The following is a 24,114-nucleotide window of genomic DNA, read 5'->3' on the forward strand; positions in this document are numbered from 1 at the left end:
TCTTGAATAAGTAATTGACATAGTGCGCTCTAACAATTGTATGTATACATACATTACTAAACCCAATAGCTATAAAAGCATCCGGTTCAGCCTTAATTTCTCCAAAGGTGAATAGCGATCTGTATGTAGTTTGCATTACCGTACATAATTTAGTTTACTATTGAATTATGTAACGGATTTGGCGACCTCAAATGAGCATGGACTCCAAACCCGCTATCCGTCCCTGCCAGGTGAAATAACGAGCGGAGTGCCATACCCATTTCAGGCATGGTTTCCACCCATACCACGCATTCACATTCTCGGCAGGGACGGTGCATGGTTAAAAGTGTTAACCTAATTTTTAAATCAATCAAAACTACGGGGGCTGATTTTTAGTCCTAAAAATACAACCAGCCCCGGCACATCGTTCTGGTATGTCATATCTAATCCAATATTTAAGAGCCGTTTTCATTGGTCAACGAATTGGGCAAAATGCTTTTTTAGATTGTCTATAGCTTGGTATAGGGATTTTTGCGCTTCAAAAGGCGTTAAAGACAACTCTTCGGCAATTTCATTAATTGGCGTATTAAAGAAAAAAGTCCGAAAGAATACAGGATAATCGCAAGGTTCGATAATTTTAGATAACTCACCATGATCATATATTGACTGAGCATCAATGTCTGAGGACAGAAACTCTTGAGAGATACTTTCCCGGACGATTTTCAGCATCCATGTGAAAAACTTCTCTTTCTCCGGATCATATTGGTTCGTATCAGACCAAATTCTCAAAATAGCCCTTTGAAGTACCGAAATTCTAGCCTCATGGCTCTCAAATACCACCGCAATTATACCATACAGTTTACCACTGTATTTGTAATAAAAAGCCTCTAAAGCATTTATATCTTTCAGAAGAAGACCTTCTAACATTTCCTCTGGATTAGCATACTTTTTAGTTAGTTCCATGATGGTTGTCGTATTTTAAGCCCTTATTGTCCTTTTTTAAATATTCACCAAGGGCGAATAAATGGTCTTCTACCCTATCACTTTCCAAAAGAACCTCGAACAACCTCTGGACAATCACATTTAATAATTGCTGGTATAATCCCACCCGCTCATCAAACTCATGACGGTTTTCCCATATTTTCTGTATGGTATATGACATCACTGCAAGTACTTCATGCGATTTTTCTACCGCAGCATCCTGTTTTTCCCGTAAAGGGATGAATTGCCTTTTTGCAAGTTCCTGAAATGCACGGGCATCATTTGTCTTGAGCAGACAAATGAGTACTGGTTCAGAAAGGTTAATATATTCGGTCATTTTTCAAGTTCATTTGGGTTTACAGAAGCATATTTGAAAAAGACAAAGCAAGGCGACACTTACCCCTTCCTACAAGGAAAAAAGGTCGCCCACTTTGTAATACCGATATTTAGATTGGATTCTTTGGTTTGAGTGGGAATAGTCTATCAATTGAAATAATGCCAGTTGACAAACTTGGGAAATGGAAGTATTGCTCCCATTTAATGAAGATAATTACATTGAGACTCCAGTTTGTAGTTCCGTTAGTTGTCATAATTGGTTGTTTTTAACCTCCAACCAACTTATGACATAACTCCCGAAGGAGCCAGGCATTACTTTTTGGCTTAATCCGCAAGACGGGCCGCGTAGGACGGCACTACCATAAGGTAGTTACTATCAAGGATAGCACCCAGACACAAACCGCAAGTAAGCCCGGCTCCCCTGGATATATAGGGTTTCCGGGCGCTCACTTGTCCTCCTTTGTGTCCGTGAATTTCCTACGTTCTTGCGGATTAGAGGTATCAGTGAGCACCACACATTATATTAATGCTAGTGCTGCAAATCTATTAATTCATTTTAGTTATACACTCATTAAATTTTAATCAAAACGAATATAATTAAAAAACTTACGAATAACAAATTTTTATTTATGATTAATACTTATATAAATAGGTTTCACAAACAAATACTCATCTTAGATATGTAAAAACGACGAAATGGCGAAATGGGAAAATATGTTAGAGGATGATGAAAGTAGTTTTGTAGATCCGAAATTTGAGGATATTCAATCTTTATTTTTGGCAGGAAAAATTAAGAAAATGTATCAGCTTGTTAAGAGAAGTCCAACAAAAATTGCGGAGCTTTTAGGAATAAATTATGATTCGTATCATACTAAGTTAATGAACCCCGAAAAGTTTACAACCTTGCATATTAATACAATGGCTTATGTATTCAAAATCGACCCTAATATTATTAACGACGTAATCCAATCGGAAACACTTGAAAAAGTGATGTTGAAAGTGAAAAATTTTGAGGAAAAAACTAACAAATAACGACTTGCTAACTTAGTATAACATAATCCAGCCTATTTTTAATAGCCTTTCTTTTGCCGATCAGCCAGTGAATAAGCCTCTTCAGTCAAGCTTGAAATAGCCTTTTTTATCCTTTCAACACCTTCAGCGGTATTCATGCCTATCCCACAAAAAAGAACATCCGTCTTTTTTGCGTAAAGGACTAAGAAATAAATTCCGGCAGCAATTAAAGCAAGCCTCGCCCGAATGTCCACATCCGTACCTTCAAAATGCGGATCAGTTAATTCTACAAATATCCGGCTCACCTTTTCTCTTTCCTCACTAATTTCAGTAAGTAGTTCATTCGGTTCACTGATATGCCAGAGTACAATCTGTTGCAGATAATCATCATCAATAAAACAATCGAGTTGGTCAATCAGAATTTTTTGGATCATCTTATTCCCAAAATCGCTTTCATTCTCTTTTACAAGTTCTCTAGCCTTATCGGCCAATCCCATATAGAAGTCCTTTTGCCGAATGTAAGATTCGACTAAATTGTTGATAGAGCCGAAATAATCATATAAAAGCTTTCGATCTACTCCTGCAACTGCTTCAATATTCCTTAATTTAAGCGCAGTATATCCATCCTTCTTGATAATTTCGCCTACAGCATCAAGAAATTTTTGCTTAGTCCTTTCCTTATTTTTGAGAGCGCCATCATATTTCCTGGTCATAAGGTTTGTTTCTATCTTTGAAAATGCAATTTTTAGGGCATATTATCAAGTAGAATAATATACGCCAAGTGTGCTGAAATAATCATCGGGACACTCCCCTTTCTGCCTCTTCAACTTCGTCATCTTGACCCCCAGTTTCTTCAGCCGAAGCCACTTCTTCCGCATTGCGTTGCCTATCAAGAATCTTTGCAAGTTCCTGCTCAAATAACTGTTCGATATCGTATTTGATTTTCACATAGTTTTCAATGATGTCCGCATAAGTCACATTCTCTACAGCAGGTATAGGCTTATAGCCCTTTTCTTCGTCTGCAATAGCCTTATGATCATTTTGGATTTCCGAATGGAACATTTTTAGTTTAATCTTTTGATCTGGATTATCAGCAACAATGCCAACGAACTCACCGGACGACAAAGCGGCAATTTTCGAAGCAGGGATTGCATAATCCATCTGGGTAGATTTTGAAATGGAAATATCAGAGCTATTGATACTTTTGCTCTCCTTGTCCTGAACTATCTTCCCAAAATTCTCACTTAGTTTTTTCGCTGAACTCCCTGTCACCTGCCCACTGATAATATTACCCACAATTCCAACGATAACATCAGCTTGTTCTGCGCTGTAATCTTTTTTTAGCTGCTCAAAATTTTGAACCGCCAAAGTAGTGCATACAAAATTTGATCTACTCGTAGCCAACAAGCCGTCTATTCCAGAGGAACCGCCGATATATATGGTAGGAAATTCATCAAACACCAGGCTACTTTTCAACTGTCCCTTGCGGTTCACTAATTTAATCATCCTGGACACATACAAAGACAGGACAGCACCATAGATTTGCTGCTTCTGCGGATTATTCCCCATGCAGACAATCTTCGGCTCTAGCGGATTATTGATGTCCAACGTAAAATCATTACCGCTCAGAACGTAGTAAAGCTGTGGTGATGAAAGCCTGGCCAATCCTATTTTAGCAGATGCGATTTGCCCCTCCAATTGCGCCATCGCCTTATTTTGGTAAGCAGAAATAAAGGGGTTGATTAAAACTTTGATCTCGTCCTCTTCTTGTAAGACCGCAAACAAACGGTCGTAGTCAGCCTGAATGAGTTCAATCACATGGGGAAGCGTACAGTATTTACCATTTTGATATTTCCTTAAATACCAGATCACTGCCGTCAAAAAGTTAATTGGGGACTCGACGAAAAAATCCCCGGATTTTTTGATCCAATCTTTATTAAGGCCTAGCATAATAGTCCGACTGGATTCCGTTGCGTCGGTAATATCATCCATACTTTCAGGATCTAACGGATTACACCTATGAAATATCTTATCGAAGTCAATTACAAAGAACTTAGGTTTGACAACATAGTTTCCTTGATATTGAAGCAACTTATTGTAGGCAATTTTGCTTAAATCATCAAACTTGTAATCATATATGAACATTGAAAAACCTTTTTTAATATGTTGATCAATGATGTGCCGGATTACGAAGTAACTTTTTCCCTATTCTTTACCTCGATCCGGGGGTGCCTGAGATCAGCAGCCCCCGGAAAGGATTAATAAAGTTGATGTAAGATTTACGGATTTTGCCTTTTAAGTTGTAAGTAGCTGGCAGATTTATGGAAAATTCATTTTCCAGTAGTCTTTCTTCCTGGGGAAATGATTCGTTGTCAGAATTAAATATGTCCTGGTTTAAAGTATTTTTAATTAGCCGCGACAATAACCCTCCTCCTGTCAAAATAAGCATGTAGCCTATTGAGGTTAAACCAATGTAAATTATTGCTATTAGGACTGGGTTTAAAACCAGATAAAAAGATAGCACACTTATGAAATATAGAAATAAACCTATAGCCAGATAGGTAACGATATCCCGTTGCCGTATCTTTTCATCTTTTCGCCCCTTAATACCAAAGAGAGATGCAACAAGTAATATTAATGATCCTAGTTTTGGTGTAAGCAAGTCATCAAACAAGCCTGTTTTCGAGATATTCAAAATAATTCGGTCAGTAATCTCAGCAGTCCAGCCAAAATGCTTGAATGCCATGTAGCAACACATATAAAAATGTATACTTAATATAAAAATGCTGATGAGCCTGGTAAATTCAATGATCTTCCGTAGACTCTGTGTATCTTCTCCTGTATTCATATAGCTTTATTTTATAAGGTTAATCCCCTTCTTCTTTTCTTTCTCTTACGTTTAATGTTTGGTAGGTATTCAGGAAGTGATTTGCCAAGTAGATCATCGAGAAGGTTAGTATTTGCTACCGGTTCCAGATAGGTTTTTCCATGAGCTTCCGTTTTAGTATTTAAATACGTTCCTGACGCATTTGAGGGCTTCAGGAAGGCTCTTACTCTGTCATCAGAACCAATCATCATAGATAAGGCGTTAGCACTGTATCGCTTATCTAAATCACTGCCTTTGAACACCACCTTATTTTTATGATCGATAAAGGTTGCCCCATAAATGCGCCCTTCATTATTTTCCCTGATGACAAGGCTGATTCCCTGTTTTCGCAATTCATCGGTAAGTGTGGACCTTGTTAACTTTTGATATTTTAACAGCACTTTATCAATGCGGGCAATTAAATCGGATTTGTGAGGCTTGCGTTTCTCCTTATTTCTTTCAAACTTCTTCTCCAGGTTATTTATGGTTGGTTTCGCATAAAAAGCACTCGCCTTTATTGGTACGCCAACTTTATTACCATTTTTGTCCAGCATAGAATAAATAAGTCCTTTCTTTTTGAACATTACACTGTCTTCCTGACCCCTGTCAGCCGTTACATTGAATTGTCTGAGGACAGCATTTAGTTCTGCGATAGAAGTAAACATGTAATTATTGACTACGCCTGACAGAACGTTGCTGATTTGCCTTTTTGTTGATTGCCTTCCATATTTGATCTGCTCCAAGTCAGCGGGGCGTATGCCTGGTTCTTGTTTAAACCCCTTACTTTCGGCTTTAACAAGGTCAAATTCAATCTCTATGGCTTTTCTTGCTGGTTCAGATAGCAGCCTGCCAATGTTATGCAGGTCAATAGATCCTCCACCTCGCTGAATACTTGTTGTGGCAATATGGAGATGCTGATGCCCGGCATCATTGTGCCTGTAAACTATATAAGGCTGATCACCGAAACCAATTTGTTCCATATAAGCAATGGCTATCGCTTGCATCTTAGCACTACTGATGTTCTCTGAAGAATCAAAATTGAGGGAAATATGTAGCGCATTTGTTTTAACACTTGGCTTGAGATCGGTTAAATGTTGGAACCTTTGCAGCTTGTTATCAAATGTCATATTCTCAATTTCACCAGCAAAACCAGAAGCCAAAATCAGCTTAGCCTCCCCCTCGGAAACTTTGTTTTCGTTGTAATGCAAAATACCTCTAATGCTCTTGCCAATAACTATTTTTGCAACCATTTCAATGCGAGGTTAGATACCAGGGTTAGCAATCGATCAATTTTTGGTTCCATAGCTTTATAGGTCTCAGCTGTTTTGTTGATATGAAATGTCCTTTCTGTCTCGCTCTGGCTAATGTGGAACTTATGCGTTTGCTGATTGATATTCACACCTATGCTCTTGATCTCTTTACGGATAAGGGCTAGTTCTTCCATTGGTTCACTCATAGATATATCCTTATGAAGAAGTGTTATTGGCTTGTTAGCAATGATTTTGCGAACAACATAGGCTATCGTTTTACCAGCGCTTTCCCTAGAAATTTTATCAAGCTTTTTGTATTGTCCTGCTGTAATCCGAATAACTATTGTATGACTTAATATGCTGTCTTGCTCTCTTACTTTTTTCCTTGACATAGAATACACTTATCAATGACTTCAGGATCACGAGTTCCGAGTGATCCTCTGTCCGAACGGACAGCAAAGATCTTTTCGCATGCGAAAATACATCTTTGCTAAGTCCACGCGGACTTCAAAGCAGATCACCCGAAGGGTGCTGTGACCTTCGGTATGAGTTATAAAATGGAATGGATTAACTGGAAGAATAACTTTATCAGACAGAGAACTTTCTATAGATTTCTTCCATAATTTTCTGGTCTTGAAAAGTCAGCGCCTGTCTGAGCAGACGTTTAATCCGAGTACGGGGCTTCGCTCTGGATCGCTTGAGTTTTGGTTGAAATGTTCCTAAGAAATCGGCCGTTTTCAGTGCAGTTTTTTTGATTGTGTTTTTCATGATGATGCCCCCTCCAGTAGTTTAACTATATCATCATGCTTGTAATAAAGGAGTCCTCCAATTTTTGAAAAGCGCAGTATCTCATTTCGCCTAAGCGTAGCTAGTGTCCCAGCTGAGATATTTAGGAGAGCGCGAACTTCATAGCTTTTGAGCCATTCCTTTTGCTGTTCTTTTTTATTCAGTTTGTAGCCCGGTCTTTTCAATTCTGCAAAAAGTTCGGCTTTAAACTTTTCCAGATCATCTTTTGTGATTAAATCGAATGCTGCCATATCATCTCTTTTATGTTATGGCAGCAAAATTTGAAAAACTATGATTATTAAATTGGTGACCAGTTGGGTAGTACCTAAAGATAATTTCAGATGCTCAAATCTGGTTATTATAATATTGAATAGTACAAATACAACTCAAAACTGAGATAAAGCTATTTTTTTAGTGATTCCGCAATAATATCATGATATATAGAAGGCCCATAGTTCAATCCTCGTGCGCAACCTTCAAAATTAATTATGTTTCTTGTATCAATTTCTAATTCCAAACTTATTCTAAAAGCCAAGTTCTCTTCTATACTTTTATCAGCCATTCTTACAACGTATTTCATAACATACCATCGATTATGAGTCCTAGCAAGTTGAGCGGCAGACATTACTGCTTGAGTCTTTACGTCTAAATCGCTTGTTCCATCGTATGCTTTCATAATGTATCCAATAATTACATCACAATAATCAAAACTAAATGTTCTCGTAGCAACCCACCTAAAATAAAGTAAACTAAACTCATTAGTCAGCTCCTTATCTAAAGAGAAAAAAGCCTCTATTGTCTCAATATTTAATTCAAAAAAAATGCTATTCCATAAATCTTCATGACGCTTTAGAAAAAAAACAAAATTCTCAAATTTATCAAAATTCCAACTATCTATATCTTTAAGGTTAGATATCCATTCGTTGGCATCTGAATTAGAAGTTACAGTGTTATCTTTCGATAATATATATAGTAGTTTTTCCCTAAGAGATTTTATAGATTTAAATCGTTGCTCGGCTTTATCCTTTGTACACCTTTCTATAATTAATCCAATTTCTCCAACACCAGACAATGTAGAATAAGGAACTCTTTTACCGTCAGTGTATATATCATGTAGAATAGCACCAAACGAATAAATATCTGCCTGTGGAGTTACACGCCTAAAATCAGTAGTTTGTTCCGGCGCACAATACATCGCAGTCCCGTATGCGTTATTACTAGTTGTAATTGGCTGAGAGAGTGTATCTTTATCTTGAGATATTAAACCAAAATCTGCTAATTTCCAGGTATTTTCATGCAATAGGATATTATGAGGCTTCAAATCTCGATGCACTAACCCTATTGAATGTATGTATTCTAGTGAATTTAGTATATCTGCAAGTCCTTGTGGATTTAAGCCAAATTGCTTTGACCGTAGAATCTCATTACTGTATACGTCATCTGCAACTGGCATTAAAAACCAAGGGGCAGAACCCGATAAGTCCTCGAATATTATAGGAATAAATAATGTATTCGGTAACCTTTTTTGAGTTTTTACCTCTCTTATAAAGCGCATTCGAAATTTTTCGCGTGTTACGGCATCATTAGCCGTATTGGCAGGAGGGTTAAAGGTTTTTCTAGCATAGTGTCGTCCATCACTGCATATCACTTCTTCTATTTTTCCAAACCCACCATCATTTATTAATTGTACAACATTTGTAATAATCATTTTAACTTATAAATTGAGCGTTTAAATTTTCTAACTCTAATATACAAATATTTCCAAAACCAATTCTTTTTAAGAATACACCGTTATCAATGCAAATGATTTTTTCATGTGCAATACTGTTCAATATATCATCCTTTGAAGTTGGGTTATGCCCATGAATTATTTTTCTATCTCCTAACCATTCATAGTCAATAAAATCTTCCTGGGTACGAGACCATAACATAGTTTCAGTATCTTCAAAGGGATCCTTTGCCTTCATATTTAAAGCCGCATGAACAAATATATAGTCGGCATGCAGATAATAATGGCGAAATGAATTAATCAACTCGATATATTTATAAGGAATTTTTTCAATAGATGAAGTCAAAAAACTTGATAACGTTGCATCTCCCCCATTGATAAACCATTTAGAAATCTGACTCTTATCTGCAATTGCATCTAATAGCATTTGCTCATGATTGCCCCTTAGGCATATCAGATTAAAATCATGTTGAATAAGTAACATAATAGTATCCAACACTCCTTTACTATCAAAGCCTCTATCTATATAATCCCCTAAGAGTATTAATAAATCATCTTTCTTTAGGCTAACATGTTTTAGAGCTTTTCTAAATGCCTCATTGTCACCATGTATATCAGAAATGATAAATGTTCTCATAAAATACAAACAAATATAACTCACTTTTGTGGTGATTTATAGAAAAACATCTTTTCTATACCACAGTACTGGATATTTATTTGTCAATTCAAATATTCGCTTTACTTAATCCACTCCTCATAAACAAAATTAGCTCTGTTTACCTAAATAGATCTATATGAAATAAACCTATCTTAGTTAAAAATCTCGAAGATATGCCCTTGTGCTCAATTTGCCATATTACTGAAGCCACGCAAACAGGTTCCCATCTTTTGTCAGCTTTTATGGTGGAAAGTACTATAGGAAAGCGAGGTGAAGAAGAGGGATATATCATAAGTGCAGAAGCAAATTTTGATTATAGAAATAATACTGGGGCTGCACCAATTGTTGAAGATTATCTCTTTTGTAGGGGCTGTGAGCAAAGAATGGCTTATGTTGAAAATTATGTTTGCACAGAGTATAGGGATAAGCTTAAAAAACCTGGATATAAATCTAATTTTAGAGACGTTTCCAAAACCGAATACATAATTAGAGAAGCTTTAAACATAAACTATTATGCCCTTCTACTCTTTATTTGTACAGTTATATTTAGGATATCCATAACCAAAAAAGAATTGTTTGCAGAATTTAAACTTACAGCAGACGAAGAAGAAAAACTTAGAAAAATCATCAATGAGGCATTGCCACTTTACCAAAACTTTAAAGTAAAAATAAAACGCAATCAATTTATACGTGAGATAAATGAAAAAGCTGCCATATTCGATGGACTATATTTTATTATGGCCTCATATGATGAATTAGAAGATGAAACAATAAGTTTCAACATGGCTTATCCGGAGTACACCCACCCATATAATTTTATTTTTGGCCAATTTATACTCTACTTTTTTTTCATTAAACCAAGGAAAAATATTCCGAATTTGGACTTTTTTAATCTAATGAACGAACTAGATATTGATCTCATCTACAATGGTGAAGGTGCCAATATAAAAACAGTTATGCTAAAAGAAGGTCGCTGGAAGGAAATTTTGAATATTCCACGACAAATTTTGGTCAGAAAAAAGATACCAGGTCTCATGAAAAAATTTTTAGAAGAATTTGCTAAGAACAACAAACACAAGCCTACTAATGATGACTGGGTTAAATACATTGATGATAATTTTCCTGAAGGTTAGCTTAATGCTTTCTGGGTTCGGAAGATCTCACCAGATAGTTATTTTAAATTAAACAAAGGACGTCTCAAATAATTCTAATATATCAATACTCTAGCCCCCATCTTCCTAACAAATGGAGAAATTCGATAAAATAATAGAAGTACTTAATGTTAAACAAAAAGTTGATGAATCAGAATGTATGGTCTTATGGAAGACATTCTTGCAGGGGAGGTCATCCTACTTGGTTTTCTTAGATAATAGTAAAACGATCCGCGATTCGATAAGAAAATTAAATTCAACTCCACTCCGGCAGCTACAGATTGACCAGAGATGGAGGGAACAGCGACGGATTGTTAAAGACTTGCAAAACGTCATTTCTTCAGGGCAGAATTTCCTGGACCATCTAAAGTATTCACATAATTTTAGTGAGGAAGTTTATGATAAGACATATACAATATTTTTCAGGGAACTAAGAAACTATTTAGTACACAATGATACATTTAAGCTCGTTACTAAAAATGAATATAATATAGATCAAGAACCAAAGTTTTACCAGGCTATGGACAAATCTCTTTTCACGTCTTTTATTATTAAGAAAGCCAAAGAAAAATATGATTGCATCAAATTAAATACAACCGAAGACAATAAAAGAGATGGAAAGCAATTTTGCGAATGGATGTCTCTTTTGAAATTCTTAGATGAAAAAGAACCCATGTTCGATTTCGAGCCCATCCTAAATCACTACATTATTTCATTGAATGCCTATTACTCAAATTGGGTCTTATCGATATTGAAGAAAAAGGTTAAATTGTTCCTCTTAAAAAAATTTAGTGAGGATATGAAAATAGTCAATAATCACTTTTTCTCCCAATTTAGTGAATCGAGACTACGTTATCTAAGACTTGCAATCTTCAAAAAGGAAAAACTAATTCCGAGACGTAAATAAATTTCAAACAGAACCGGAATTTCTTTCAAGAACTATCTTTTGTCTCAAGCTGACCATATCATTAAGCACTTTTTTCTTTTTGACCTTGGAATATATCTGTGTTGTGCGGATGCTTGCATGACCGAGCATATGTGAAACACTTTCCATAGGCACTCCGTTTTCAAGTGTAACTGTTGTAGCAAAAGTGTGCCTAGCTAAGTGAAAAGTGACTGTTTTATTAATATTAGCCACCTCTGCGATAATTTTAAGATAACGGTTTACAATCTGATTTGAAAAAGATGGAAAAATTGTTTCATTTTCTATTGCAAGCTGATTGCTTTTATATTTTTTAATAATCTCCAGTGCTTCAGGGAGCAATAAAACATGAAATTTACGCTGTGTAAATTTTCTATTTTTCTGTCTGATCATCTCAATCCAATACTCACCACCACTATCTTTAACCAGATGCTCTTTAGCAAGACTTATCAAATCACAATATGCCAGCCCAGTTAAACAACAAAACACAAAAAGATCACGAACGATCAGTTGACTACTCGTTAATCCATCAACTGCCCTGATGCGGCTTAATTCTTCCATTTCAAGACAGTCACGATCTTTATTTATTATTTTACGCTCAAAATGAAGAAATGGATCATTCATAGTCCATCCGTTTTTTATAGCAACTCCAAATACCTTCTTAAAACGTTCCATGTGTTTCATTAATGTATTATTTCCACAAGGCTTCTGACCCTTATCTGGCACACGATTGAGCATATATATACCAAAATCGGTAATGAACTTATTGTCAATTTTGTCTAGATAAATATCTTTCACCTTTCTCTGTTTTATCAAAAATTCCTTTAGAAAACGTTCTGTAGAAAAATAATTCTTTAAAGTCCCAGGTTCAATTAATGATGCTAGGTCAATATTATGGTGACTCAACAGAGAATTTAAAGTACATGGCTCCTTATCATACCCTTCTACCCTTGCTTTTATAGTTTCCGAAGACAATGGCTTATTTTCATATTTCAGGTCGTTATATGCGTTATTAATATCATTTATTAATAACCGAATTTTCTCTCTAACAAGTGCTTCTTCCTTACCATTGCCAGAAAGAGTTTGTTTAGTTTGATTCCACGCAGAAACATCAACCCTTTTCTTGGTTGAAATATCAGAAAACTTACTATTTAAAGTAATCCGAACGAATAATGGCGCTCTACCTTCTTTCATTTTGTCCTTTTTCAGGAAAAATGATAGACTAAATGTGTTTGGGCTTTTCATATTTTAATATGATTTATGCCCTTTTATGCCCTTATGCCCTCTCTTGTTTTTAACGAATTAGAGGAACAAAACACAGGGTTAAAAAAGGCGGTAAAACAAAAAACTCAAGTAGTCATTTTTACTTTTTTTTGAAGGACAATTATAGCTGAAAAAAATAGGGTGTAGAATAGGGCATAAAAACCTTGATATTCTTTGCTTTTCTTTGATATGACTAAAACGAAAAAACCCTCTAAACTGTGACATCTAGAGGGTTTTTGATAGAATTTGACATCTATGTTGTCGGGGTGGCAGGATTCGAACCTACGACCTCCTGCTCCCAAAGCAGGCGCGATACCGGGCTACGCTACACCCCGAACTGGTATCTTCTTTTTTACTGGTCATTATAAAACTACCTTTCCAGGTAATTTGTGTCGGGGTGGCAGGATTCGAACCTACGACCTCCTGCTCCCAAAGCAGGCGCGATACCGGGCTACGCTACACCCCGAACTGGTATCTTCTTTTCCCTTTTTCGAAGGGCTGCAAAGGAACGATAATTAAACTACATATCCTATTTTGCAAATCATTGTTTCAGCGGAGAGGGCGGGATTCGAACCCGCGGTACCGTTGCCAGTACGACAGTTTAGCAAACTGTTCCTTTCGGCCACTCAGGCACCTCTCCTTTTCAATTCTTTTCTGAAAAACGCTCCTGTTTTTCGGGATTGCAAATATAGTAACTTCATTCATTGATCCAAAAAAAATTTAAACATTTTGTAAGTAATCTATACGCACATGATAGATGCTCATAAGCATCGTCTTGAAGATCAGCTTTATAGTTTCTAAATCTTTTAAAGTAATATCGCAGTTATCTAATTGATTTTGTTCTAATTTATAGTTAATGATCCTTTCGACGAGGTCATTTATACTTTGGGCGTCCGGATTTTTCAGGCTTCTTGAGGCCGCTTCCACCGAATCTGCGAGCATTAAAACACCAGTTTCCTTAGAAAAAGGGATCGGTCCGGGGTAGCGGAAAATGTTTTCGTCCACAAATTTCTCCGGAGAATTCTTTAAAAAGCTCTGATAAAAATAATCGACCCTGGTATTTCCGTGGTGCGTTCTGATAAAGTCGATCACACTTTCCGGCAATTGATGCCTGCGCGTAATTTCGATGCCCTTATGAACATGTTTAATAATGATCTGGGCACTTTGCTCGTATGGCAGCTTATCATGCGGGCTAAGGGCTGTATTTTGATTCTCTATAAAATACTGAGGGTTCTCAATCTTACCAATGTCATGATACAATGCACCGGCTCTTACCAGTAAGGAATTCCCTCCTATTTTAAAGATCGCCGCTTCGGCAAGGTTGGCCACCTGCAGCGAATGCTGGAAAGTACCCGGAGCTTTAAAAGCAAGCTCCCTTAATAGTTTGTTGTTTGTATTGGTCAGCTCAATCAGCGCCACATCGGAAGTGATGCCAAACATTCTTTCAAAAGCATAGATCAAAGGATAAGCCAGGAGCGACAACAACACACTAATGATGAAAGGAACAAAGTTAATCCATTCAATCTGGTCGAACGATCCCTCTCTTAATAAACCGATCCCCACAAAGGAAACAAAGTAGGCCGATAAGATGAATAAAGCGGACAACAGCAGTTGTTCTCTTTTGATCAGGTTCCTGATGCTATAGATTGCCACCATTCCGGAAGTAATCTGATAAAAGACGAATTCAAAACTGTTGGGCACAAAGAAGCCTGCAATCAGGATCACGAGCAAATGCAGGTAAAGTGCCAGCCTGGTATCAAATAAGATCCTGATGATGATCGGAACGATACAGAAAGGAATATAATAGATACTCGGCAGGTTCAGTTTAATTGCCCAGGTCAGACACAGCAGCATCGTGGTGATCACGAGCAGCAGTAAAGACAACTGCCGGTTGTCTGCAAAAATGTCTTTCCGGAACAGTTTCAAAAAGAACATGAGTAAACTCACAATAAAACCTACCAGCAGGATCTGACCCAAATAAACCAGCTTGCTATCCCCTATGGTTTTCGTTTGTGCTTCGTAGGCTTCTTTAAAGGAAAGCAGCTTTTGATAGATCTCATCGTCCACCACATTGTCTTTGGCAATGATCAGCTCCCCTTTCTGCACCATACCTCTGGTGGTAGAAAGACTGCTCACAGTATTGTTCTGTACAATGGTGGTTAACTTTTCATCGAAAGTGATATTGGGCGTTAAATGATCTTCCACAAGATTAACGATCATCTCTTTTACTTTCAGGTTGATCGAATTGTAGTTCTTATCAAAATACTCCAGCGCAGACTGAACGGTAAATACATCCTGAGTACTCAGGTTCCTGCTGATGTTATTGGTCATCAGGGCAAAATCATAATATTTATTCCCCTTCTGATGCTTCGCGTTCATCGCAATGATTCCCCGGGTATAAATTGCTTCCAGTAACTTAAAGGAAGAGTTCTTATATCCGGCCTTTTCATTTTCAGGAAAAGCATTCGTTTTCCATTTTACATCAAACTCATTCAGATAGGCTTCTTCCACTGAATTGATCTGATCTTTATTCATCTTATAAATCGGAAGCACATTGTTCAATGCATCCTTCTTATCTGTAGTTACCTGTGGGGTAGTTTTTAAAATGGCAAAACTGAAAGGAGAAACTAAATCTTTATTTTTCCATATCTCGCCCTTTTCGAATTCATACCTGAACCGGGGCTGTTTGGGTAAAAATACAGTTATGATCAATACGGAAAGCACCATCATAATGTATTTGATGTTTGATGAATACTTACGGTAAAGCACCCTATGGGAATTCTTTTTGATTTTAGCCAAGATTGATATAGATTGATTTCACTCAAAAATAATACAATTTTTCTTCAAATCGTGTTTTGGAAGAGGTAATCATGCGAAAGGATGGGATTTACCTTGTTTATATGGATTAAAATACTTTACTTTATGATATCAAATCAATATCATTATGTATCAGGAAAAAATCATCACTCCGCCATCCGGCTATTTAACCTTTGTATTATTTCTCGCCCTGCTGGGAGGTGGAATTTTTGCATTGGCCGTTGAACAATTTGCTGTTGGAGCCATCGCTCTTGTCTTGAATTTCGTCCTGGTACTGCCCGGGCTGATCATCAACAACCCTAATGAATCCAAAGTACTCACGCTGTTCGGGAAGTATGTAGGTACCGTAAAAACAGACGGTTTTTTCTGGGTGAATCCCTTAACGGCCAAAAAGAAGGTCTCCCTGAAAGCCAGAAACCTGAACGGGCATCAGATCAAGGTGAACGACAAACTGGGGAACCCGATAGAAATTGCCGCTGTAGTGGTATGGCAGGTTCAGGAAACCGCAAAAGCAATGTTTGCCGTAGAAGATTACCATCAATACGTAAACATACAAAGTGAAGCTGCCGTAAGACATTTGGCCAACATCTTTCCTTACGATAATTTTGAGGATGAAGAGGCGACCATCACCTTAAAAGACGGCGCAGAGAAAGTGAGCTCCCTTCTGGAAGCAGAATTGAGTGAGCGCTTGTCCAGAGCCGGAATAGAAGTAATCGAAGCCAGAATTTCCCACCTGGCCTATGCGCAGGAAATCGCCAGTGCGATGTTACAACGCCAGCAGGCCACCGCAGTGATTGCTGCCCGTAAACTGATTGTAGAAGGTGCAGTAGGCATGGTAGAAATGGCACTGGAAAGACTTTCAGAGAAAAACATCGTGGAACTGGATGAGGAACGCAAAGCCGCAATGGTGAGCAACCTCCTGGTGGTCCTTTGTGGCGACCGCAATGTACAACCGGTAGTCAATACCGGAACATTATACAATTAATAGACAAGGAGTACAAAAAAGATATGTCTGAGAAAGATAAAAAGGCTTTTGTGCTAAGAATCAACCCCGCCCTGCTCAAAGAGATTGAGAATTGGGCCGGGGATGAGTTTAGAAGCACCAACGGGCAGATAGAATACCTGTTGAATGAAGCACTGAAATCGAAAAGAAAACGACGGATAAACAAAAATGATACAGAGGGATAATGTTAAAAATAACCGACTTTAACCAGCAGATGCCAGTAATTACTTAACTTTGCTTTTAACCAAAATTAAAAGACATCAATGAGAGAAGTAGTTATAGTATCAGCCCTTAGAACCCCAATAGGAAGTTTTGGTGGTTCATTATCAGGTTTTTCAGCTACCCAACTGGGTGGTTTAGCGATTAAAGCGGCTGTAGAAAAAGCGGGCATCAGCCCTGCTGACGTTCAGGAAGTTTATATGGGCAATGTCTTGTCCGCTAATATTGGTCAGGCCCCAGCTACACAGGCCGCAAAGTTTGCCGGATTACCGGACGTTCCTTCCACAACCATCAATAAAGTTTGTGCTTCAGGAACAAAAGCCATCATGCTTGCCGCACAAAGTATCGCCCTTGGCCAGAACGACATCGTCGTGGCCGGAGGTATGGAAAGCATGAGCAATGTCCCTTATTATTTAGATAAAGCAAGAAACGGATACCGTTTAGGCCATGGTCAGATTACTGACGGATTGATCAAAGACGGCCTCTGGGATGTATATAATGATTACCACATGGGTTCTGCTGCAGAGCTATGTGCTGCTGACTGTAACGTTAGCCGTGAAGAACAGGATGCTTTCGCGATCAGCTCTTACAAAAAAGCTCAGGCAGCACAGACTGAAGGTAAATTCGACTCAGAAATTATCACTGTAGAAGTAAAAGACCGCAAAGGCGATGTGACCCTGATTTCTAAAGATGAAGAACCTTTTGCTGTTAAATTTGATAAAATTCCAGGCTTAAAACCGGTGTTCAAAAAAGACGGAACGGTAACCGCAGCAAATGCCTCTACCTTAAATGATGGCGCTGCAGCATTGGTACTGATGAGTGCTGATAAAGCAAAAGAACTTGGATTAAAGCCATTGGCAAAGATTCTTGCTTATGCAGATGCACAACAGGCACCGGAATGGTTTACTACCGCCCCTGCAAAAGCAATTCCACTGGCCCTTAAAAACGCAGGAAAAAGCATCGCTGATGTTGATTTCTTTGAAATCAATGAAGCGTTCTCTGTGGTTTCCCTGGCCAACAACAAATTACTGGAACTGGACAACAATAAAGTGAATGTAAACGGAGGTGCGGTTTCTCTTGGTCACCCACTGGGTGCTTCAGGTGCCAGAATCGTCGTGACTTTACTTGCTGTACTGGCTCAAAATAACGGAAGCATCGGCGTAGCCGGAATCTGTAATGGTGGTGGTGGTGCCAGCGCAATCGTTATCGAAAAATTAAACTAAATGGTAAAGGCTTCAAAACCTTTCCTGATCATCATCTTATGCTGCGCAATGACTTCAGTCTATGCGCAGCATAGCTTTAAGCTGACCAATATCCCGGGAATGACGAGATATCAGGATTCGCTGATCAACCTCAGTGAGGGGGTCCAGAATGCCCCGGACAATGCAACACGCTTTTCCTTAAATGCGCAGTTCATTAAAACACTGGTCAATGCGCTAAAAACCCCATCCTCCGACAAGTATCCTTTCGATTCTTTAAAAAGAATCTCCATACTGCAGTCGCCGGACAAAAATTTCCGCATCTTTTCCTGGTACCTTCCTCTGGATGACGGCACTTACCGCTATTTTGGTGCCATACAAATGGCTTCAAAGGACGGTAAGTTAAAGCTATTCCCACTGATCGACGGTACAGAAAACCTGAAGGACAGCAATGCCATTACCGGTAATAAAAACTGGTATGGTGCCAATTATTATGAAATTGTCCCGATGACCGCCAATGGCAAAACAACCTGTTATGCCCTGATCGGATGGAAAGGGAACAACGCCAAAACCTCCAAAAAGCTGATCGAAGTACTTTCTTTTGAAAAAGGAGAACCTGTATTTGGAAAAGCCATTTTCGATCAGAAACAAAACCCCGGAAAAAACAGAATCATCTTTGAATACAATAAATTGAATTCAATGACGCTGACGATGGAAAAAAGCATGAACATGATCGTATTTGATCACCTTGCTCCTTTTAATCCGGAAATGACAGGAAATTTTGAATTTTATGCATCCGATCTCAGCTTTGATGCGTATAAACTTAGTGGAGGGCGACTAAAACTCGTTGAGAATGTGGAACTAAAGAACGCGCCCAACGATAAGGACGAGTTGTATATAGACCCTAAAAATAAAAAGATACAACCTATTAAGAAGCTTTAAACAATGATTATGGAGTTTTAATCTACGCTAAAAATTTGTGAGTCTGAGTCCGTGTGCCTATCTTGCGCGATGGTTTACTTCAAGAATACACAAAAATCCTACCGAAACACTCCCTACCACCATATTTATCAATAAGAACTAACTGAACCTTTCTATAAATTATTACACAAAAAAACCAACACATGAATGCACAAAATTTGGACTCTCCAAATAACTTTTTTGAGAGTAAAGTACTAGGACATCCGGCGGGGCTGTTTGTTCTATTCTTTACGGAGATGTGGGAAAGATTTTCCTACTATGGGATGCGGGCATTACTGGTGCTGTTTCTAACCTCTTCCATTATCGGCGACAATCCGGGATGGGGATGGCCAAGAGCTCACGCACTGGCAATCTACGGTTCTTATACCGGTCTGGCTTACCTGACGCCTATCTTAGGTGGATATATTGCCGATAGAATCATTGGCTATCGCTGGGCAGTAGTTGTGGGCGCCCTGCTCATGACCTTAGGCCACTTATCTATGGCGATTGAAGTGGACCATATTTTCATGTACTTAGGCCTTTGTCTATTGGTACTTGGTAACGGTTTCTTCAAACCAAACATGACTTCCATCATCGCTCAGATGTATAAACAACACCCGGAGAAAAAAGATGGTGCGTATACCATTTTCTATATGGGTGTGAATTCAGGTGCCTTTTTAGGAATGTTATTATGTGGTTATATCGGAGAAAGTAAAGACTGGGGATGGGCTTATGGCTTCGGATTAGCCGGTATCTTTATGTTTATAGGAATGCTTCAGTTCTATTTCACTCAAAACATTTTCGGTAATATCGGTCTGAAACCAGTTAAAAACAAAGAAGAAGAGGTTTCTGATAACCTGGAAGAATCCACAAGAAATCCGTTTTCGAAGTTTGACCTGGTATTAATCGGTCTGATCTCCGTAATCGGTTTATCATGGATCATCAACGATCCGGTTTCCAAAATCACAAGCATGAACCTGTTCGATTTCAAAATCGGCAGCATGGAAGGTAGTAATTTCATGATCATGGTTGCTTTAGTGCTCTTCCTGTTTATCCTGATCAAAAGGATCTCTCAATACACGCCTGTACTGCGCGATAAAATGATTGCAGTAATCGTTCTGGCCTTCATTACCATTTTCTTCTGGGCTTCTTTTGAACAGGCAGGTGGATCGATGACGATCTTTGCGAAAGATTATACACAACGCTTGTTAACGGGAGATTCCAAAGTCATTTTCAATATTGTGAATACCCTGATTACGGTTGTTCCATTAGTGATCATCTCTTACGTTTTACTGAAACTCTTCGCTAAAACTTTCGGTAAATATTCTATAGGTAACATCATTTTAGCCTGCGGGTTCATCATCATTTGGGTGATTGTAATTTACATGCTTAAAAACCAATACAGCGAAGTGAAATCTGAAGTTCCTGCCACCTGGTTCGGAATCTTAAACTCACTGTTCATCATCAGCTGTGCACCACTGGTATCTAAAATCTGGGAAAGTAAATACAACCCTTCTGCAACGTATAAAAACGGCTTCGGAATGATCTTATTAGGTATCGGTTTTGCAGCATTGGCTTACGGTGCAAGCACCATTCCTCAGGGAGCTGCAGTTGCTTCTGTAAGTATGGTATGGCTGGTTCTTGCTTATTTCTTCCACACCATGGGTGAGCTCTTCATCTCTCCGGTAGGTTTATCTTATGTAAGTAAACTGGTTCCGGGCAGAATGATCGCCATCATGTTTGGAATCTGGTATCTTGCGATTGCAATCGGTAATAAGATTGCAGGTACAATGGGTGGAATGATCGATGAGATCACTTCCAAATACTCCATGACTACCTTCTTCCTGATCTTCACGTTCATTCCAATCGGATTGGGTCTGTTCATCATGATGCTGACGCCGGTTCTGAAAAAATTAATGCACGGTGTAAAATAAACGAAATCAAGCCTTTGGATCTCTCCAAAGGCTTTTTTTGCTCAACAGATAAAATAAATACAAGATATGCAAGAAAATCTTAGCCTCGAACAAATCCAGGATTTTAAAGGCAAGTACCCCCGGCAACTTTGGTACCTGTTCTTCTCCGAGATGTGGGAGCGCTTCTGCTTCTACGGAATGCGGGGAATGCTCACTTATTTCATGGTCACACAGCTCACCATGACCGATGAAAATGCCAATCTGCAATACGGTGCAACACAGGCATTCGTTTATGCATTCACCTTTATTGGTGGTCTGTTTGCAGATAAAATCCTTGGCTTCAGGAAATCACTTTTCTGGGGAGGAATATTAATGATTATCGGAAGTGCCATCTTATCTTACGATCCACATCAGTTCTTTTTCCTTGGTATCAGCTTCACCGTAGTGGGTACTGGTTTCTTTAAACCAAATATCTCTACTATGGTTGGTGCGTTGTATAAAGGCAATGACGCGCGTCGTGATGCCGGTTTCTCTTTGTTCTATGCCGGTATCAATATCGGAGGTTTACTTGGCGGATATGCTTGTATTACCTTAGGAAAAACCTATTCATGGCACCTGGCATTCGGCCTTGCCGGAATTGTAATGACCATCAGCTTGCTGACCTTCATCTTCACGAAAAAAAGCCTTGGACCTATCGGTTTATCTCCATTTAAAGGAGAAGATATCCAGGAAACGTTAACGGAAGGTATCGATGCAAAAACACCTTCAACACCCCTAACCATTACGAGCAAGGCAGCTGGTAAGAAATGGTACGATTATGCGGTTTATGCAGGTTCATTAGCCATCATTCCGGTCATCATGATCATGGTAGCCAAGACACAGTATACCGACTGGTTTATGTACTTCATCGGCCCCGCAACATTGGTTTATATCATTTATGAAATGACCAAATACAGTTGGGCAGAAAGTAAAAAGCTGATTGCAGCGATCATTTTCATCCTGTTCTCCATCGTGTTCTGGGGTATCTACGAACAGAGCGGAGGCTCTATGGCCCTGTTTGCGGCAAGAAACCTGGACAATAAACTTCTTGGCGTAATTACCCTGGATCCAAATGGGGTAAACAACTCTGCAAACTCTTTCTTTGTGATCATTTTTGCTTTTGTTTTCAGTCTGGTATGGATCGGACTGGCAAAGAAAAAGATCGAACCAAATACAGTGGTAAAATTCGGACTGGGTTTCTTATTCCTGGCAGGAGGTTTCTTCATCTTGTACAGCACCAGATTCTTTGCAAATGCACAGGGTATTGCTTCTCTGGATGCATTTACTTTGTCTTATCTGGTAATCACCTTCGGTGAACTTTGCCTCTCTCCTATCGGCTTATCGATCATGACAAAATTATCTCCTGTAAAACTTCAGGGAGTAATGATGGGAATGTGGTTTCTTGCCGCCGCCTATGGACAGTATGTAGCTGGTATCTTAGGCGCACACATGGCAAAAGCTGGTGAAAATGACACTACGGTACAAAAACTGATCACCTTTACTGATGGTTATAAACAGCTCGCCATTTACGCACTGATTGCAGGTGTCCTGCTGATTATCATCTCTCCTTTGGTCAAAAAACTAATGCAAGATGTCAACTAAGCGGCTTTTATAGCAGTTTAACATAATTTAACCCTCAGTATATGCGATATACTGAGGGTTTTTTCGTTTAGAATCCATAATTTCGCTAATTAATTCATTTTACGTGTCAGACAGTCTAATAATAATCCCCACTTACAACGAGAAAGAAAATATTGAAAAGATCATCAGGAAGGTTTTTTCCTTACCCTATTTCTTTGAAATATTAATCATTGATGATGGATCCCCTGATGGAACTGCTGACATCGTTAAAAAATTACAACAGGAATATCCGGCCCTGCACCTGGAAGAACGAACAGGAAAATTAGGATTGGGCACGGCTTATATTCATGGTTTCAGATGGGCATTGGCTCATGCTAAGTATGAGTATATTTTTGAAATGGATGCCGATTTCTCCCACAATCCGGACGACCTGATCAGACTTCGTGAAGCATGTGTAAATGGTGCAGACCTGGCCATCGGCTCCCGTTATGTAAATGGAGTAAATGTGGTCAACTGGCCGATGAACAGGGTACTGATGTCGTACTTCGCTTCTATGTATGTACGCCTCATCACGAGAATCAATGTTCAGGATGCTACAGCAGGTTTTAAATGTTACCGTAAACAGGTTTTAGCAACCATCCCTTTAGATAAAATCAAGTTTGTAGGTTATGCCTTCCAGATTGAAATGAAGTTCACCGCCATCAAATATGGTTTTAAAGTGGTAGAGGTTCCAATCATCTTTACCGACCGTACTGAGGGTACCTCTAAGATGAGTACAAGGATCTTCAGAGAAGCGTTCATCGGGGTAATTCAAATGAAGGTATGGAGCTGGTTCAGAAATTATAAGAGGTAAGCGTTACGCTTTTGGCGGCTTTCCCTCCCGCATCATTGTACCGAAATCCCAGTTTTTAGCCATGGCTGAAACAATCCTGACAAGCCTTTTTGTCCTGGTAGGTTCTGTTTTTGCAGAATTTACCCAGTTGATGTACCAGTTTTGATGAGATTTTGGAAGTTTCAGAAAGGTTTTTAATAACTCGGGTTCGTCGTCGGATAAACAAAGCTCAAGGTCTTCCGGCATTTCTATTTTGAAGGTTTTATCTTCTTCCAGGAAGACTTCCAGCAAAGCCCCTTTTTCTTTCTTTAGCTGTTTGCGCAATGGGGCGTTTAATGAAATGATAAAATCGCCTTCCCCCATTGGGATAAGTGAGAGTCCTTCAACAGCAAGCTGATCAAGCTTGCCTTTAACCCGATAGCTTTTTTTGCAGTTTTTCTTGATTTCATTGGCGATGGCGGAAGGGATGAAAATATAGGTCCAGCCTGTTTTTTCGCCCATTTCTGCGAAACGCTCTATTTCTGCTTTGAAAGTTACCATAATAATAAAGGTAAATAATTGTTCGCTATCTCTAAAAAAAAGAGGTGTTTTGTTCAGGCTGGAACCTTTGCCTGAAGGG

The 24,114-nt window shown here is 38.7% G+C and carries 21 protein-coding genes, 3 tRNA genes and 1 pseudogene; 10 read left to right on the forward strand and 15 right to left on the reverse strand.

The features are described from left to right. Nucleotides 1–447: 447 nt before the first annotated feature. Both DBR43_RS03760 and DBR43_RS03765 read right to left on the reverse strand, forming a co-directional pair. Nucleotides 448–942, reverse strand: a complete 495-nt coding sequence (locus DBR43_RS03760) for an RNA polymerase sigma factor (protein WP_124578037.1) — start codon at nt 940–942, stop codon at nt 448–450. Beyond that, nucleotides 929–1,297 carry a hypothetical protein gene (locus tag DBR43_RS03765; protein WP_124578039.1) on the reverse strand — a complete coding sequence of 123 codons (369 nt, stop codon included), beginning with the start codon at nt 1,295–1,297 and terminating at the stop codon, nt 929–931. The genes DBR43_RS03760 and DBR43_RS03765 overlap by 14 nt, the downstream gene beginning before the upstream one ends. Nucleotides 1,298–1,992: 695 nt before the next feature. Between DBR43_RS03765 and DBR43_RS03770 the strand changes: the two genes are divergently transcribed. Beyond that, nucleotides 1,993–2,328: a hypothetical protein gene (locus DBR43_RS03770; RefSeq protein WP_124578041.1), complete on the forward strand. Its 336-nt coding sequence runs from the start codon at nt 1,993–1,995 to the stop codon at nt 2,326–2,328. A 38-nt stretch (nt 2,329–2,366) separates the two neighbouring features. Here DBR43_RS03770 and DBR43_RS03775 read toward each other — a convergent pair whose 3' ends face one another. The 7 genes and pseudogenes from DBR43_RS03775 to DBR43_RS03805 all read right to left on the reverse strand — a co-directional run bounded on the left by DBR43_RS03775 (nt 2,367) and on the right by DBR43_RS03805 (nt 9,575). Beyond that, nucleotides 2,367–3,020 (reverse strand): TetR/AcrR family transcriptional regulator, encoded by a 654-nt coding sequence (locus DBR43_RS03775; RefSeq protein ID WP_124578043.1) that lies wholly within the window; start codon nt 3,018–3,020, stop codon nt 2,367–2,369. Nucleotides 3,021–3,102: 82 nt separating this feature from the next. Continuing rightward, nucleotides 3,103–5,155, reverse strand: a pseudogene (gene mobC / locus DBR43_RS03780) (conjugal transfer protein MobC). 11 nt (nt 5,156–5,166) lie between these two features. Further along, nucleotides 5,167–6,423: a relaxase/mobilization nuclease domain-containing protein gene (locus DBR43_RS03785; protein WP_124578045.1), complete on the reverse strand. Its 1,257-nt coding sequence runs from the start codon at nt 6,421–6,423 to the stop codon at nt 5,167–5,169. Next, nucleotides 6,408–6,815, reverse strand: coding sequence for a mobilization protein (locus DBR43_RS03790; protein WP_124578047.1), 408 nt, complete (start codon nt 6,813–6,815; stop codon nt 6,408–6,410). The genes DBR43_RS03785 and DBR43_RS03790 overlap by 16 nt, the downstream gene beginning before the upstream one ends. Nucleotides 6,816–7,187: 372 nt before the next feature. Continuing rightward, entirely contained in the window at nt 7,188–7,460 is a 273-nt protein-coding gene (locus DBR43_RS03795) for a helix-turn-helix domain-containing protein (protein WP_124578049.1), read from the reverse strand. A 152-nt stretch (nt 7,461–7,612) separates the two neighbouring features. After that, nucleotides 7,613–8,917 carry a protein kinase domain-containing protein gene (locus DBR43_RS03800; protein WP_124578051.1) on the reverse strand — a complete coding sequence of 435 codons (1,305 nt, stop codon included), beginning with the start codon at nt 8,915–8,917 and terminating at the stop codon, nt 7,613–7,615. Between the two features lies 1 nt (nt 8,918). Then, nucleotides 8,919–9,575, reverse strand: a complete 657-nt coding sequence (locus DBR43_RS03805) for a metallophosphoesterase (protein ID WP_124578053.1) — start codon at nt 9,573–9,575, stop codon at nt 8,919–8,921. 194 nt (nt 9,576–9,769) lie between these two features. Here DBR43_RS03805 and DBR43_RS03810 point away from each other — a divergent pair, with 194 nt between their 5' ends. Continuing rightward, nucleotides 9,770–10,729, forward strand: a complete 960-nt coding sequence (locus DBR43_RS03810; protein ID WP_148090754.1) for a hypothetical protein — start codon at nt 9,770–9,772, stop codon at nt 10,727–10,729. Between the two features lie 112 nt (nt 10,730–10,841). Further along, a complete protein-coding gene (locus DBR43_RS03815; protein WP_124578057.1) occupies nt 10,842–11,654 on the forward strand; it encodes a hypothetical protein in 813 nt (270 codons plus the stop codon). A gap of 3 nt (nt 11,655–11,657) precedes the next feature. On the opposite strand, the gene DBR43_RS03820 is transcribed toward DBR43_RS03815, so the two are convergent. The 5 genes from DBR43_RS03820 to DBR43_RS03840 all read right to left on the reverse strand — a co-directional run bounded on the left by DBR43_RS03820 (nt 11,658) and on the right by DBR43_RS03840 (nt 15,731). After that, nucleotides 11,658–12,914 (reverse strand): site-specific integrase, encoded by a 1,257-nt coding sequence (locus DBR43_RS03820; protein WP_124578059.1) that lies wholly within the window; start codon nt 12,912–12,914, stop codon nt 11,658–11,660. Between the two features lie 279 nt (nt 12,915–13,193). Continuing rightward, nucleotides 13,194–13,267, reverse strand: a tRNA-Pro gene (locus tag DBR43_RS03825). Nucleotides 13,268–13,324: 57 nt separating this feature from the next. Next, nucleotides 13,325–13,398 (reverse strand) — tRNA-Pro (locus DBR43_RS03830). 87 nt (nt 13,399–13,485) lie between these two features. Next, a tRNA-Ser gene (locus DBR43_RS03835) sits at nt 13,486–13,572 on the reverse strand. A gap of 80 nt (nt 13,573–13,652) precedes the next feature. Continuing rightward, nucleotides 13,653–15,731: an HD family phosphohydrolase gene (locus DBR43_RS03840; protein WP_124578061.1), complete on the reverse strand. Its 2,079-nt coding sequence runs from the start codon at nt 15,729–15,731 to the stop codon at nt 13,653–13,655. Nucleotides 15,732–15,876: 145 nt separating this feature from the next. Here DBR43_RS03840 and DBR43_RS03845 point away from each other — a divergent pair, with 145 nt between their 5' ends. The 7 genes from DBR43_RS03845 (at nt 15,877) to DBR43_RS03875 (ending at nt 23,516) form a co-directional block, all read left to right on the forward strand. Beyond that, entirely contained in the window at nt 15,877–16,734 is an 858-nt protein-coding gene (locus tag DBR43_RS03845; RefSeq protein ID WP_124578064.1) for an SPFH domain-containing protein, read from the forward strand. A gap of 23 nt (nt 16,735–16,757) precedes the next feature. After that, a complete protein-coding gene (locus DBR43_RS03850) occupies nt 16,758–16,937 on the forward strand; it encodes an Arc family DNA binding domain-containing protein (RefSeq protein WP_124578065.1) in 180 nt (59 codons plus the stop codon). 78 nt (nt 16,938–17,015) lie between these two features. Beyond that, nucleotides 17,016–18,194 (forward strand): acetyl-CoA C-acyltransferase, encoded by a 1,179-nt coding sequence (locus DBR43_RS03855; protein ID WP_124578067.1) that lies wholly within the window; start codon nt 17,016–17,018, stop codon nt 18,192–18,194. Continuing rightward, a complete protein-coding gene (locus DBR43_RS03860; RefSeq protein ID WP_124578069.1) occupies nt 18,195–19,112 on the forward strand; it encodes a hypothetical protein in 918 nt (305 codons plus the stop codon). It begins immediately after the preceding gene. A gap of 182 nt (nt 19,113–19,294) precedes the next feature. Next, entirely contained in the window at nt 19,295–21,064 is a 1,770-nt protein-coding gene (locus DBR43_RS03865) for a peptide MFS transporter (RefSeq protein WP_124578071.1), read from the forward strand. Between the two features lie 66 nt (nt 21,065–21,130). Continuing rightward, on the forward strand, nt 21,131–22,684 hold the full coding sequence (locus DBR43_RS03870) for a peptide MFS transporter (protein WP_124578073.1): 1,554 nt from the start codon (nt 21,131–21,133) through the stop codon (nt 22,682–22,684). Between the two features lie 103 nt (nt 22,685–22,787). Then, nucleotides 22,788–23,516: a polyprenol monophosphomannose synthase gene (locus DBR43_RS03875; protein ID WP_124578075.1), complete on the forward strand. Its 729-nt coding sequence runs from the start codon at nt 22,788–22,790 to the stop codon at nt 23,514–23,516. A 3-nt stretch (nt 23,517–23,519) separates the two neighbouring features. Here DBR43_RS03875 and DBR43_RS03880 read toward each other — a convergent pair whose 3' ends face one another. Next, the gene (locus DBR43_RS03880) at nt 23,520–24,035 is read right to left on the reverse strand and encodes a YdeI/OmpD-associated family protein (protein WP_124578077.1); all 516 of its coding nucleotides are present in this window, start codon (nt 24,033–24,035) and stop codon (nt 23,520–23,522) included. Nucleotides 24,036–24,114 lie beyond the last annotated feature (79 nt).

This window comes from Pedobacter sp. KBW06 (genome assembly GCF_003852525.1).
In the GTDB taxonomy this organism is placed as follows: Bacteria; Bacteroidota; Bacteroidia; order Sphingobacteriales; family Sphingobacteriaceae; genus Pedobacter.